Raw genomic sequence first — 14,452 nt, 5'->3', positions numbered from 1 at the left:
GTTCATCCACACCTGGGTGTAGCTTTGTCATGTTTCAGAATTATACTGTCCAATCAGTTTGAGATCTTTTTATTGTCCTTTCCTGTTTTGAAGGTTTCATAAAATTCTCCTTTTATCCATTGTATTTTATTAATATCGTACATGGACGGGGCAATGATATAGTTTCCTGTTTCGGTATCCAGAATTACAACAACATGGTCATTTACTTCTGTCCTGAATTTACCCTTATTCTGGTCTGATGTGCTTTTAAAGCTGATGACAGTAAACATTAAGCCTGCGGCCAAAAAACCCATTAAAAGGGATTTTGCATCTAGTGTGATTTTCATATTCTTAAGATTTTTGCGTGTAAAATCAAGATACAAAGATTAGATAGAACCATTGCTTTTCTTTCAGTAACAATTCTATGTGAGTACGCTTTTGCCATCCTGAAATTGGAATTTCACAAGAACGCTTCCCTATTTAAGTGACGATTCGGAATAAAATGCCATCGCTTTGCTGATAAAAGTCCTGAAACCTGGATCTGATGAACCCATCTCATTGGTAAATCTTTCGTCTGACAGGTAAAGTTCTCCCAACCCTTTGTATGTCTGGGCCTGTTTATCAGCGGCAAGGTGGGTACCCCAAAGTTTCCTGGTATTCAGGTAGTGCTGCTCAACCAGCTCCTGAACGCTATGGCTGGAAGGGTCTTGATGTTTCAACAAGTATAAGGCTTTGCCAAGTTCTTTTTGCCTGGCTACTAGTACCTGCATCTCTTCTTTGTTTAGGCTTTTCAAATGATTTTCTGCATGGGTTACGGCTTCTTCGCCGTAATTAAGGATGGCCTGGCTTCTGTAGGCTTGGGCTTCATCCCGGTTTAGTCCTTCATATAGGTCTTCCAGGTTTAACATGGTTTTATGTTTTAGTGAATGTATAGTGTTTTCCAGCGTTTTCATCAGCATTGCCAATCTTGCTTTTTTTGCCTTTAGCATCGCCTTATGACTCTCCAATGCTTGCATCAGGTCAAAATTTGGATTGTCCAGGATAGAGCGGATTTCTTTGAGCGGAAAGTCAAGCTCCCTATAAAACAAGATTTGTTGCAACCGTAACAATTCCGGTTCTTTGTAAAGGCGATACCGGGTCAAAGTTCTTTCAGCAGGTTTAAGTAAACCCATCTGGTCATAAAGGTGCAGGGTCTTTACAGTTACACCGGCCAATTTTGCCAGTTGTTTTACCGAATAGATGCTTAACTTTTTCATTTTGTTCATATTGATGAGGCAAAGATAGGCTATGACCTTGGGTAAGGGTCAAGAACTATTTTCAAAAAAATTTTTCCGGTAAAAAGTTTCCGGGTAATCCAACACGCTCATATCCCGAAGGTACAATTTGCCAGGAAAAGCCAAATTTATCATCGAGCCAGCCGCAGTGGTCATACCTGCCCCCTGCACCCAGCTTTTCCCAATAAGAGTCAATCTCTTCCTGTGTCTGGATTCTACTACAAAGGAATTGGCAGGTGTAGGTTTATATACAAAACCATCGCTAAAAGACAATGCTTCGGGCTGAATGGTTTCATGCTACCTTTTGCCGAGATAAAAAGTAAAGTTGGTGATCCATTGGCAAACAAGGGCAATGAAAAAGGAGTACTGTTTTCACAATGTTCTATAACCAGGATCCTGTCTACGTATCCGGCAAGCGCTACACCAGGTTTAAAGTTGTATACTTTCATAACAGCCGTACACAAATATCTATATTACAGACAATAAAATCTAAGCCCGTAAGTGACTTTTCTTTAGGCAGCGTATAGCGCAGAGAGTTCTGAAGCCTGTCGCAGGGACTGCACCGCACGGTAAACGTGGTTGATAACGGATTGGTAACGGATTCCGAGTACTTTGGCAATCTGCGGATAACTCAGTTCGTCATAAAACCTCATATTGAGTATCTCTCTTTGTTTTGCAGGAAGCCTGTTGAGCGCCGATAACACCAGTTCCTTTGTCAGGCTGTTTGATTCATTCGAAATGATAATATCTTCTGTAGAAAAAACGTGCTCTGGCGCTGACATGTGTATCAATTTAGAATCACGATGTTTTTTCAAACGGATATGGTTGAGTACCATCGATCGGGTGGACCTGTAGAAATAAGCCTCAACGTTTTTTATCGGTCCGATCTTTCCCCTGTTTTCCCAGAACTTAACAAAAAGGTCCTGTAAAAGATCATCCACAAGATCATCATCATGGAGCATCTTTGAAGCGTACATAAATAGTTTAGGATAAAGTTCGACATGTAGGGCTGAATAATTCTTCCGCCTTCCGGCTAGTGAGCCATTCCATAATGCAATCAATTTCTCGGACATCATAACGTATCAATATTTGGTTGATACGAAGATGCGGCCCAGTCAAAAAAACGATGGGTATAAATTCATAAAATAGGAGTGTATTTTCGCCTAACCGATTTAGCACATCAATAAAGGCGCATTTTCCCTGTTATTTAATTTTGTACCGTTTGTTAAATGACTTCCTGTGCCTCTTGATAAATGCTGATGGGTTCAGGCCGAAAAGCTTGGAAAACTGTTTTCCAAAATATTTGGCATCATTAAATCCAGACCTGAAAGCTACTTCAGTTACATTATGGTCTGAGTTGATCATGAGTTCTGCGGCCTTACGCAACCTGATGAACCTGATAAATGAATTTACGGATTGCCCGGAGATGGATTTCACCCGTTTATAAAGCGTAGAGTGGCTCATGCCTACCTCCTCAGCGAGTGCCTTGATACCAAAATCTGAATCTGTCAGGTGCATTTCCACAACCTGTATGCAGGTATCGAGAAATTTCTTGTATTCTTCAGAGACCACAACAGAATTTGACTGGAGTGTAATTTCATTAAAGAAATAATTCTGCAGGTTATTACGGTTCTTCAGGAGATTGGCAACCCTGGCGATGAGGTATTCACGTTCAAAAGGCTTATTGATATAATCATCTGCTCCTCCATGAACGCTCTTCAGCTTGATCTCCTGGGATGAACTGGCCGTAAGGAGTATAACAGGGATATAGGAAAGCGTAGGGTTGGACTTGATCTTCTGACAGAGCTCAATCCCGTCGATCCCCTGCATCCTGTAATCAGTTATGATCAGATCGGGAAGCTTTTCAGCTGCAAGCTCAAGCCCCTGTGCTCCATTTTCTGCTTCATATACGGTATAGTTATCCTTAAACAACCCTATGATATATTTTCTGATATCCCTTTCATCATCCACCACCAAAATGGATTGCCTGTCGCTCACCAAATTGGTTTCAAGGCTGATCAGCTCATTCTCCGACTGTTCGGGGCTTTCCCCGACAATGAGTTCATCAAATAAATCGGATACCGTATGATCATCCAGGCCAGGTGTCCCATCCAGATGCCCTGTCCCTTTAAGCAGGCTGATGCAGAAAACACTTCCTCCCTCGGTGCTGTTTTCAAAAGAGACTGTCCCGGAATGTGACTCCATAAATTGCTTAGCCAAATAAAGGCCTATTCCAAAGCCCGATTTATGGCCTCCATCCTTCCGCTCGGCCTGATAAAAACGCTCAAATATCCGGTCTTTAGCAGCTTCCGGAATCCCGGGCCCGGAATCTGCTACGGTAAGCACCAGCTCCCGATCTGTTTCGCTAAGCCTTACAGTTACTTTACCATCTCGTGGGGTATACTTCAGCGCATTGGAGAGGAGGTTAAAAAGTACAATCTCCACCTTGATCCTGTCTGCATAGACCACCGCATCATGGGCAACAGATTCATACCTGTAATCAATTTGGTTTGAGGCCGCTTGCTGGGTAAAACAGAGGTAAACCTCCCTGCTTAGTTTATCCAGATCCAGCCTGGAAGCCTTGATGTCATCAAAACCTGCATCAGCTTTTCTAAAGAGCAGCAGCTGATCAACCAGGGTCAGCATCCTTTTGGCATTGCGCTGTATCATATTCAGCTCAGTCTTTTCCTCCCCACTGGAGGCATCTTTCCTGATGAGGTCATTAATCGGGTTGATAATCAGCGATAGCGGAGAACGGAACTCGTGGGAGATATTCGTAAAAAAGGACATACGCTTTTCCGTAAGTGCCTTTTCCTGTTCGTTGATCAGCCTTTCCTTCTCATGGGCAGCGCGTTCCAGCTGCACCTCATATTCCAGCCTGGTCTGGGCCGTCCTGTAACGCTGGTAAATATATAAAAGGGCAGCAATAATGGAAAAGTACCCGAAATAGGCCCACCAGGTCCTGTACCAGGGTGGTAAAACAGTAATTTTCAGGGCAATTTCTTTTTTGCCCCATATTCCTGCTGCGTTTGTACACTTAACCCTAAAAACATAACTGCCTTCGGAAATATGTGTATAGGTGGCCTTTCTTCCCGTTCCTGAATTGTTCCATCCGCGATCCCAGCCTTCCATGATATACTGATAAGAAATTTTGTCGGGCGATGAGTACTCAAGTGCGGTAAAGCCAAATGAGAATACCGCCTGATCGTATGGCACTCTGATTTCCTTTATCGTCTCCTTATCCGCTGCTAAGATCAGATCAGTTTTTTTTTCTAAGGGGATATTGTTAACGGTGATGTCTGTAAGGAACAGGTTTGGCTGGGGCCGGGCCGGAACAATCTGGTGTGGATCAAAAATACTGAAGCCCTTTATGCCGCCAAAAACGATTTCTCCGGATTTTAGCCTGATACCGGCATTGACCTGAAACTGGTTGCTCTGCAGGCCGTCGCTCTGGTAAAAATTCCTGAAGGTCCGTTTCTTCAGGTTCATTGCAGATACGCCATAATAGGTACTCATCCATAGATTCCCCTGGTGGTCGTCAATTAGGGTCAATACTGAATTGTTGCTCAGCCCTTCGGCGGTAGTAAACTGTGATATGGATTTCCCCTTTACCGGATCGAATAAAATAAGTCCGCCGCCTTCCGTCCCAATCCAAAGTAGTCCGGCACTATCTTCATAAATTGCCCTGACCGTATACCCCACATCATAAAAAATATGATGTTTTTTCACCTTATCAATCTTAACCAATTGCGTAAGTGTACCACCCCAGATGCTGCCGTTCCGTGTTTGCATCATGGTAAAGAGGTCGCTCAGCCTTAAGTCAAAAAGCTCAAAACGGTCAGCCGACCTGTTCAGTTTGTAAAGCGCCCCAAAAAAACTCCCCCTCCGAAGGGTTCCTGCCCAGATGTCCCGGTCTGCATCTTCAAAAACAGTAAAGGCAACCTTCATCTCTGCTCCGGTATGGGGGTTGATCAGCTGATAGCGGCTGAACTTTCCAGTTGCCGGATCAAAACGGTTGGGGCCCTCAGTAAAGGTACCCATCCAAACCTGGCCCCGATCATCGGAAATCAGGGAAGTAACTAAATCAGAAGAAATTGAACGGGGATCAGCAGATCTCCTGAAATTGGTAAACCGGTCGGTTTTTCTGTCCCATATGCTCAGGCCGGCCCCATCGGTACCAATATAAAGCCCTCCACCAGGTCTTTCCAGGAACGCAGATACAGCATTGCCCTGAAAAGAATTATTTCCTGGATTTTGTGACCAGGTCCTAAAGGTCTTCTTAAGCGGATCCACTATAATTACCCCGCTAAAAGAGGTCCCAATCCATTTCCTGGAGTTATTGTCTATGAATATGGAAAAAATCTGTTCTCCTTTTAGTCTGTCGCCCTTACTTCCTACAACAAGCGGTACTGCAGTATCCTTTTTAGGGTCATAACAATATACACCATCCCCATTGGTACCCATGTAAAGTTCACCGCCTTTATCCGGGGTAATACTCGAAATCGTCTTACCTGCAAGCTCATTCCCTAAACCCGGAACCCATACCATTTCTTTCTTTAAAATGTCATAGCTGTACAGGCCGTTAAATGTCCCTATAAAAACCTGTTTAGCCGTTACGGCCATAGTTATTGCGAGTGTTATTTTTGTATCACAAAGCATGAGTTTACCCTTCAGGTCATCGAGGTAACAAAGCCCAAGGTTCTGGGCAAATACCCACACCCGGCCATTGTTTCCTACCTTTACCGACTGAACACCATAAGTGGTGGTCTGGACACCATTCAACATCAGCGGTACCTGCTCGGCAATCACAGTGCCTTTTTTATATATCAATAAACCCAGTCCCTCAGTACCAATCAACATGGTATTTTGAGGTCCCGGAACAATGTCCCTGATTACATTGGTAATGGGAGCGGTCTTCCCTGTTGTAATATTGCGGAAACCTGCTGTTCTGAATGTCCCTTTCAAGTCATTGTACACACTCAGCCCCTGCCGGGTACCAATCCAAAGATTATAGTCCTCATCGCCGTTAATGGTATGTATGATGTTATGGACCAGTGAAAGTTTATCGTTGATCTGGTTTCTGAATACCTTAAAACCATAACCGTCATAACGGCTCAGCCCATCTTTGGTCCCGAACCAGAAGAACCCCTTTTTATCCTGATAAACAGAGCGGACAAAATTATTGGGAAGCCCATCTTCTATACCCAGATAGCGCACTGCAGGAGGATCGACGGGAGCGCCTATACACAGCACTGAGTACAGTAAGAGAAAGGTTAGAAAGACTTTAGGCACGTTTGTTGGAATTCTAGGATACTAAAATAACGAAACATTATTACAATAGAAAGCTCCCCTGCTTATTCCTGGTTAGCAATGAGCTTACTTATGTTACTGGTATGCCTTTTTAACCTTTATAAATCAATTTTTTGATAGGATAATTTTCCAAACTTCAGTTCTTTTCCTTTGCTATTTGTAATTGAAACAGGCGCTTCACAGGTAAAATAATACACTCCGTTTTTACGGGTCAGTATTGCCGATGTTTTCTCTTTAGCGGTTATGCTGAACCCCCTTGCCTTCAACTCAGTACCATTACCCAGAAAAAGGGTATAATCGTCGTTTTTTTCAGTAACTACAGCATAGGTAGCTCTGGCTGATATGTTATTATATAATACAGTTTCATCTTTAACCGAGGAAAAAATATAGTCTATTCTGCCGGTTTTGCTTTTTACAATGATGCCGACAAAATCAGAGGAGGCATCGGCCGGGTTAAATGAATTTATCGATTCAATAGATTTTCCTTCTTTTTCTGTACTGGGTTCAAAAACAGAAACAAATGGATGCTTCCAGGCTTCGCCATGCTGACGTGCCGCAATGGTTAAAAACGGGGCCTTTTCAACATCATAAGGAATGCCATGACCCTCTTTACGGAAAGCTTTTGTAGGTGGGGATTTAATAGAAAATACTTCTCTGCCAGCATAACCTTTCATCCAGAGGTTCATGTAAACATGGTCACCATCTGGCATACTCATTTTCCATTCGGCTTTATAATCTTTGTCGGTAGTTACCGACTTTTTATCCCACATATAATCCAGGGCAAACAAATGTCCGCCTGCAAAAGCCATATCTTCGCTCGGTTTCAACATCAACGGTCTGCCGGTTGCATCAGTTATTTTCATCTCCTGTCCTAAATTGTGATAAAAATAGTCGTGGAACTTATCACCCTGGCGCTGCTTTTTTGACCGGAAGATATCTACATAATAACCGGTAGATTCAGCTGTACGTACAATACTTAAAAAACGGTTTTGATCGCTCCTGCTCTCAGGTTCCAGGAAATAGACTGCTGAGAATGTAATGTCCGGATAATAGCCTTCTTTTTGCTCTGGCTTAGGGTAACAGATCAACAGATCAAATGCATGGTTGCTCAACATTTCAGGATAGGCAGATATGCCATCCACCATAACCGTGTTGTGGGCGGGAAATTGTGAGTAGTATTCTTTATAATCAGGTTGAAAATAAGTAGATCCTATGCCAGATTCGGCACCCTGGACAAAACCCTTACCATATAGCTCTATAGAAACCCCGTTGGAATGCATGTGATTACCCAGGGATGCATTTTGGGAGATCATTAATCCGTTTTTTTTATTTTCGTATCCACTGCGCTGAACAAACCAGCTTACATTGGGTGCATAAAATGTCTGCGTTATAAAATCCCCTATTTTTCCCGGCATTATTTTTTGGTCCAGCTTTAAGGGTTTACTGGTAAAAAAAGAGGATACCTGCGGCTCAGGGCCCTGAACTTCCGGACGCTCCTCACCGGCCTTAGAATCAAACAACCGGTACATCCGGGTAAATGTCAATTCATCTTCCCTACGTTTATACTTTTGGGCCATCCTTACCATATCACTAAATGCTTCAGTATAAACAGGTCCATAATGTGTATCGCCAAATGCGGTGATATGCCCATTGGGAAACAGGTATTGGGGCAACATTTTAACGGCTTTAGTTATAATGGGTGTATAAGGCAATAAATTCTGGTTAAAGGTATTGTCGTAGTCACGGATAAAATTGGTCAGGTCTTTAGTTACCCCCTGCGAATACCCAGGAGATTCGGCCCAGACCCCCGTATTGGCATCGTATCCATATTGCATAAATTTGGTCAATGACCATTGGCGTGCTGATGTTTTGTTCAGGATATAGTCGATGTAGTATTCGCGTCCCTTGCCGTCAGCATACTTTTTGTTTTCTTCCAATACCATAGCCACCTTTAAGATAAACTTGGCCTGATGTAAATTCCAGTTATTTTGCGGAACCCCGTTTTTAATGGTAATGTCTATCCATTTCTTTAATGTGGCTTCATATTTATCTGTTTTATCCGCGTGTTTTGAGCTGATATAGGGATAAAGAAAATCATATAAATAGGCAAGCTCATTTAAAATACGCTCCTGGATCACCTCAAAGGTAGACAGGCCTACTAAGGTTTGGGCATGGCTATTGTTTAAATCAATGGGTTCATTGCGGTAATACATTCCCATCATATAAGTATCGAAAACAGCATAGGCAAACTTCGCATATTTTTCATCGCCGTAAAGCCAGTAAACAAAAGCAGCATCCTTGCCAAGCCCCATAATTTGCTCGTTAATGCTTTCTATGCCCGAAGCATTGGCTTGTTCGCCCCATTCCAGCGGCATACCTGCTTTTTTGGTGTTGTGGAAATAAACACCTTTAGTGTCATCCATATAGGGAACAATATCTTCCAATTTTGGCCTGCTGTATACTGCTGCCTGGCCCCTGGTACTGCCAAAACGAACTGTTGGCACCGGTGCCTCCCCGTCTGCATGTGAATATACGCCCCCCTTAATGTATACATTTGTAGCTTTGCTTTTCCAGTACATCATTAACCTGGAAGGCATCCAGGTTGGGTCGATAACATGCTGGTCAACATATTTATCGATCCGGTTCGTTATACCTTTCAATACCCCCTGTGCCCATTTTTCTTTTTTAACCTGTTCCAGAACAATTTGTTTACCTGCAGTGGTAGTCATCAGTCTGGGATGGGTTTCAGGTAAATTGGCCGGCAAAGGTATTTGCTGTGCCCGGGTATGGTAACTCACCAGAAGCAGGATAAGTATTTGGGTATATCTCTTTTTCATGCGTTTATGACAATTGTAAACTTAAAATATTCGATTCAAAATACACCATTTCTTTTTGTAGAATCTCTGACAAGCAGTTCGGCCGGAACCACAACTTGTTCTGGTTTATTGGAATCTCCTTTAGGGTCCAGCATTTTCAATAAGGCATGAATAGATTGCATGGCAAGTTTTTTTATGGGTTGTGCCACAGCAGTAATAGAGGGAGAATAAATGTTAAAAACCTCATGATCATCAAATACCACCATAGCAATGTCTTCCGGAATATTGATGTTTAACTGGCTCATTGCTTTAATACCACTAAATGCCAGGTAGTTTGTAGCAAAAAAAATCGCATCTATTTGCGGGTTCATCTTAATGAACTTTACCATTTCTTTTACTTTATGGTCAAAATCCCTGTTAAAAGCCATGGCTTTGATCAATAAGGGCAGTTCACTTTCGGCCATCGCCTGCTGATATCCTTCCCGCCGGTCCTGCATCTGCACCTGATCGGAATCCAATACTACAAAAGCTATATTTTTAAAGCCTGCTCCTATAAGATATTTTGACGCCTCATAACTTCCTTTATAATTATCCAGCACTACATAGCTGGTATCCACCCCTTTCAGGTAGCGGTCAAAAAGCACAACTGGCAGGCCATCGTCAATCAGTTCCTGAATATCCTTTTCAATACCCGAGGGCGGAGTGATGATATAGCCATCCACATGACGTTCGCGAAAAAGCCTGATCAGTCCTTTTGTTTTATAAAGATCGTTATCTGTGCTGCAATAAATAATCCTGTAACCATTCTTATAGGCCAGTTCTTCGATATGATAGGCCACCTGTGCAAAGAAATAATCAGAAATATTCTCAACCATCAGCCCTATGATCATGGTTTTTCCGGTGCTCAGGCTTTTAGCCAGCTCGTTGGGCTTATACGCTCTTTGTGCTGCATATTTAATTACCCGGTCAGCAAGTTCATCACTTATCCTCTTTTCTTTAGCTTTACCGTTTAAAATAAAAGAAATGGTTGTTTTGGATATATTCAGTTCAGCAGCAATATCACGGATCGATAACCTCTTTGCCATTTTGTTGCCTATGCTTTAAAAGCTGCGTATTGCCCTGACACCAAACCTGAATTTTTCTTTGAAAGTATTGTTTATCCAAACCGTTTGCCCGTCGTATTCTTTTTTATTGGTAAAATTAGCCGAATCTTTCAAATATGGCCCGAAGGTAATAAAATAAGCATGGCTGATCGGCGTACCTGCCCCTGTGTTGGAACTGTTATATTCTGTAGAACACCAGTAATTGCTCTCCTTAAGCCCGCCAATTAGGTCTTTCCTGGAGCGGATGATGGCCAGTTCTTCAACACTGGGCAAATACCAGTCGGCATAGCCGCCACCTTTGTAATTTTTGGCCCACCAGGCGGCATAATCACCTTCGCCCCCCATATAAGCGATGATCTTATCGGTATTTACCAAACCCGTACCCTGTGGAATTGTTGTACCAACAATAACCAGTTTGCCACTGCTCCACGGCGCGTAGGCAATGTCCTGATCGGAAATGATCATCCCTCCCCCGGCTGCGTTAATGTAAAATACAACACCACCCTGGTACCATTGCCCCAGTTTTAAAGGGGCTCCCTGTGCAAGCACTTCAAATGTAGCGGTTGCAGTTGCCGCGGCATAGCCCCCTGACGCTGCCTGAGTAGCGGTAATGGTGGTTTGCCCTATCCCTTTCAGGGTTACGGTGTTGCCAGAAACCTCGGCAACGCCCGTATTACTGCTGGTATAGGTAAAAGAACCTTCGCTATCGCTTACAGGCGGTGTTATGGTAAAAGCTGCAGCACCCATATTCCGGGCATTTACCGTAAAGGACAATACCGGCACAGTACCTTCATCTTTCTTACAGGATACCAATGTAAAAATACAAAGGATTATTATCGTTAATTTTCTCATTTTCTCTATGTTAAAATTTTCTGCTATTCTACCTTAATGGTTAAATTTCTGATTGTCGACTTAGAGCCCCCTTCGACTGTTGAATTTACGGCAACAAAGGTCACTTTATAAGTCCCCGGACTGGTAAATTTGTAGCGGTAAGTATTCACCACATCAAGCCTTTTTTTGATATATACCCCCCTGTCAAGAATAATGCTTGACAATTTAAAGGCCCTGGAGATCATCCAGTCTTCATCACTATAGCCATCTGCACCGGTAGGGAAAGTCGAGCTCGCATCAAGTGTCCATTTCAGGGAATCTTTTACAGATTCGCCTTTAAAGCTATAAGCATTAAAACCAGCCAGCCTGTTGTCATTGGCCGAGTTCACATTATTGGTAGTGATGCCATTTAAATAGACCAGGCCATTAGATCCGATATTGTTCAGCTTGAAATTAGTCATTTGCCATGACCTCGCCTTTGAGGTAGCGGAAGAGGTTGTACTTTTGTACCTGAAAGCAATAAATACGGTATCTCTCGCAGTCCGGAAATCTGAGATATCGAACAAGCTGGTTACTGCCGTAGTGCTGGTTACTGCAGGCCAGGTAACCCGGTCAGAAATATCTACCCAATTGCCATTGCGCACACTGGCAGAATCGCTCCATTTCCCATTGAATTTATTCGAAGCAAACACACTCAGGTTCCTGGGCTGGTTAATAGCGGCATTGGTAAAATTGTCATTGTACTTTACTGCAAAGCCCAATTGGTTTGTGGCATTGGGATCGGTGATCCTGTCAATTTTATCATATTCCTTACCTGGCTGGCCAGAATAAAAGGTGATCATATCCGGATTACCTGCAAAAGTAAATACAGCATCTTCAGTGGTTGACACCGTTGTCTTCTCTGCCGAAACCTCAAAATCCGGTGTGGTTAAAGCATCCTTTTTGCAGGCATATAATGCCGCTGCTATCAGGATCAGGTATGCAAAAAATCTATATCTTTTCATCATGTATTTTTTTATCCTGCAATTTTAGTATCCAGGGTTCTGTACAATCTTTTTATTTAAGGTAATTTCAGATGTCGGTATAGGCCAGATGATGTTCTGTTCTGTAACATTATCTGCAGGTTGCCTGGCTGCAACATCCGAATTGGCATAAATACCCGGAAATGCAGCATTTGAACCCAGCACATCGTTCAGCATGCCCCTCATGGTGCTCACAAGAATGCCCCAGCGTTTCAGGTCCTGATACCTTAAACATTCAAATGCGAGCTCCAGGTACCTTTCATTCTGGATAGCCGTTAAAAATTGTTGTGGCCCTAAACCAGCAGGCAGATCTGCTGCGGCAGAGGTTGGAACATAGCGGTTAACGGTGATCTTTGGCGCTTCTCCTGCATAAGTGAAAACCGCTCCTGTTTGTGCTGCAGTAGATGCACCACTTGTATTTGCAGGCGCAGTAGCAGTAGAAGTTCCAGCTGTTGTTACCCTGTATAACCGTCCAATCCCCAATGGCGTGCTCAGGTCCGGAACAATTACATAATCGTTGAGTGCATAAGCTGTACCCGCAGCCCAGTTGCCCCTGCTTAAAGTAACCGTAGGATTAGCCGTATAATTCGTACCCTGGGCAACAACCGCAATCTGAAGTTTGTTTGGTGGGTTGTAGGGGTCACTGGAGCCACCTACAAATGCAAGGATCCCGCCACCGGTACCACCGCCACCTACAAGCCTTACTGCCGGCACGGCACCTGCGAAAGTAGTGCTTGTACCATTTTCTACGGTTACACTTTCCAGCATAGGGCTTGTACTGTAGGCCCTTCTGCGAACCTGGTTTATGGCATTATAGGCTGCCAGTGTTGGGCCGTTCACATAGTTTTCTGCCTCAGCAAACATGAGCAGCACATCGGCATACCTGAGCACAGGAAAGTTACTGTCACTGTTTCCACGTTGTCTCCTGCTGATGCTTCCTTCCTCCTGTCTTCTCCACTTACCCGGATACTTGTTCCATACCACTTTATCGTTAAAATAAGTACGGGCCGGAACCGGAGATGCAGATACGGAGACTGTTGGCCAGCTATAGTTGGCCACAGTCCTGTTTCTGCGGAGGTCGCCCGGCTTGTACGAAGCGTATAATCTGGCATGTGCATACAGGTTTCCAAGGGCAAAACCTGTATCAATGGCATTTACGCCATCAGTTCCCACAGCTACTGCCTGACCAATTTCAGAAGACATTTTAACGCCGTTCACATTGCCAAGCGGGCCTCCCATGCTTTGATTGGCAGCAGCACCCGTATAAATGAACCCCAGTTCCCAGATCACTTCCTGGTTATATACATTCTGTGCCTCATCTATGAAAATTTTTGAAAAATCGCCCAGTGTAACCGGATAGTCAGTCATCACTTTCAAAGCCCATGCCCTTGCCTCTTTATACCTTTCCAGATCATTTACCGGCGCCCCGGCTGCATGCAGGCATACCCTGGCCAGAATTCCCTGAACGGCTTCTCTGGTTACCCTTTCTGTATAGCCCTGTGTTGCCCGGGTTTGCTTTTGCAACAAGCCCTCAGCTTCTGTCATGTCTATAATGATCTGGTCGTAAACCTGCTTTGCTGTAGATTTTTCAATCTGGCCTTCCTCCACTGTTTTGGGTGGCGTTAAACGGATAGGAACACCCCCAAACCATTGTACCAGCATAAAATAATAGTAACCGCGTAAAAACAAGGCTTCACCTTTTGCAGCATTGATCTCATCAGGTGTCAGTTTGCCGCCAGCATTGCCAATGTTCTGCAAAAAAATATTGATCTGGTTAATGGATTGATAACAGGCGGTCCAATGGCTGTTTACCTGGCCGTTGCCCGGATTAGCCGTAAATGAGGTAGGTGAAGTAGCCTGCGGATCGCGGCGGTAACCTTCATCTGTAGGGGCATTTGCAAAAATAATCAGGTTTTCGCATAATGCAGTGCTCCTGAGGTTGGAATACATTGCTGTTAATGCATAATCTACCTGCCATTTTTCGGAATAAAATTGTTCCGGACTCAGGTAATCCTTAGGCTGCTGATCCAGATACTTTTTGCATGAGCCCAGTAACATCAGGTTGCAAAGGCCTATCAAAATAACTATATATCGTTTCATAATCTCTTCTTTTTTCA

At 43.6% G+C, this 14,452-nt stretch carries 11 protein-coding genes; all 11 read right to left on the bottom strand.

Translation table 11 applies throughout. The features are described 5' to 3' along the window. Positions 1-53: 53 nt before the first annotated feature. The 11 genes from HDC92_RS19420 to HDC92_RS19370 all read right to left on the bottom strand — a co-directional run bounded on the left by HDC92_RS19420 (position 54) and on the right by HDC92_RS19370 (position 14,435). A complete protein-coding gene (locus HDC92_RS19420) occupies positions 54-326 on the bottom strand; it encodes a hypothetical protein (protein WP_015809234.1) in 273 nt (90 codons plus the stop codon). Positions 327-455: 129 nt separating this feature from the next. Further along, the gene (locus tag HDC92_RS19415) at positions 456-1,235 is read right to left on the bottom strand and encodes a MerR family transcriptional regulator (protein WP_255484599.1); all 780 of its coding nucleotides are present in this window, start codon (positions 1,233-1,235) and stop codon (positions 456-458) included. 61 nt (positions 1,236-1,296) lie between these two features. Then, entirely contained in the window at positions 1,297-1,467 is a 171-nt protein-coding gene (locus HDC92_RS25220) for a VOC family protein (RefSeq protein ID WP_411267842.1), read from the bottom strand. A gap of 4 nt (positions 1,468-1,471) precedes the next feature. Next, complete coding sequence (locus HDC92_RS19405) at positions 1,472-1,702, bottom strand: hypothetical protein (protein ID WP_183876741.1); 231 nt, start codon at positions 1,700-1,702, stop codon at positions 1,472-1,474. Between the two features lie 63 nt (positions 1,703-1,765). Further along, positions 1,766-2,329: an RNA polymerase sigma factor gene (locus tag HDC92_RS19400; RefSeq protein ID WP_183876740.1), complete on the bottom strand. Its 564-nt coding sequence runs from the start codon at positions 2,327-2,329 to the stop codon at positions 1,766-1,768. 127 nt (positions 2,330-2,456) lie between these two features. Beyond that, positions 2,457-6,506 carry a two-component regulator propeller domain-containing protein gene (locus HDC92_RS19395; protein ID WP_183876739.1) on the bottom strand — a complete coding sequence of 1,350 codons (4,050 nt, stop codon included), beginning with the start codon at positions 6,504-6,506 and terminating at the stop codon, positions 2,457-2,459. A gap of 155 nt (positions 6,507-6,661) precedes the next feature. Beyond that, complete coding sequence (locus tag HDC92_RS19390; protein WP_183876738.1) at positions 6,662-9,400, bottom strand: heparinase II/III family protein; 2,739 nt, start codon at positions 9,398-9,400, stop codon at positions 6,662-6,664. Between the two features lie 35 nt (positions 9,401-9,435). Continuing rightward, complete coding sequence (locus HDC92_RS19385; RefSeq protein ID WP_183876737.1) at positions 9,436-10,464, bottom strand: LacI family DNA-binding transcriptional regulator; 1,029 nt, start codon at positions 10,462-10,464, stop codon at positions 9,436-9,438. A 15-nt stretch (positions 10,465-10,479) separates the two neighbouring features. Beyond that, positions 10,480-11,334 carry an Ig-like domain-containing protein gene (locus HDC92_RS19380; protein ID WP_183876736.1) on the bottom strand — a complete coding sequence of 285 codons (855 nt, stop codon included), beginning with the start codon at positions 11,332-11,334 and terminating at the stop codon, positions 10,480-10,482. A 23-nt stretch (positions 11,335-11,357) separates the two neighbouring features. Continuing rightward, a complete protein-coding gene (locus tag HDC92_RS19375) occupies positions 11,358-12,317 on the bottom strand; it encodes a DUF5017 domain-containing protein (RefSeq protein ID WP_183876735.1) in 960 nt (319 codons plus the stop codon). Between the two features lie 24 nt (positions 12,318-12,341). Further along, positions 12,342-14,435: a RagB/SusD family nutrient uptake outer membrane protein gene (locus HDC92_RS19370; protein WP_183876734.1), complete on the bottom strand. Its 2,094-nt coding sequence runs from the start codon at positions 14,433-14,435 to the stop codon at positions 12,342-12,344. Between the last annotated feature and the right edge of the window lie 17 nt (positions 14,436-14,452).

Source organism: Pedobacter sp. AK017 (assembly GCF_014200825.1).
Lineage (GTDB): Bacteria > Bacteroidota > Bacteroidia > Sphingobacteriales > Sphingobacteriaceae > Pedobacter > Pedobacter heparinus.
The sequence above is the reverse complement of the archived record's forward strand: the minus strand, read 5'-3'. Positions and strand labels throughout refer to the sequence as shown.

Excerpts from the sequence above, each read along its gene's own strand:
- HDC92_RS19420 (WP_015809234.1), bottom strand. The coding sequence starts at position 326 with ATGAAAATCACACTAGATGCAAAATCCCTTTTAATGGGTTTTTTGGCC.
- HDC92_RS19385 (WP_183876737.1), bottom strand. The coding sequence starts at position 10,464 with ATGGCAAAGAGGTTATCGATCCGTGATATTGCTGCTGAACTGAATATA.
- HDC92_RS19400 (WP_183876740.1), bottom strand. The coding sequence starts at position 2,329 with ATGATGTCCGAGAAATTGATTGCATTATGGAATGGCTCACTAGCCGGA.
- HDC92_RS19375 (WP_183876735.1), bottom strand. The coding sequence starts at position 12,317 with ATGAAAAGATATAGATTTTTTGCATACCTGATCCTGATAGCAGCGGCA.
- HDC92_RS19405 (WP_183876741.1), bottom strand. The coding sequence starts at position 1,702 with ATGAAAGTATACAACTTTAAACCTGGTGTAGCGCTTGCCGGATACGTA.
- HDC92_RS19390 (WP_183876738.1), bottom strand. The coding sequence starts at position 9,400 with ATGAAAAAGAGATATACCCAAATACTTATCCTGCTTCTGGTGAGTTAC.
- HDC92_RS19415 (WP_255484599.1), bottom strand. The coding sequence starts at position 1,235 with ATGAAAAAGTTAAGCATCTATTCGGTAAAACAACTGGCAAAATTGGCC.
- HDC92_RS19370 (WP_183876734.1), bottom strand. The coding sequence starts at position 14,435 with ATGAAACGATATATAGTTATTTTGATAGGCCTTTGCAACCTGATGTTA.
- HDC92_RS19380 (WP_183876736.1), bottom strand. The coding sequence starts at position 11,334 with ATGAGAAAATTAACGATAATAATCCTTTGTATTTTTACATTGGTATCC.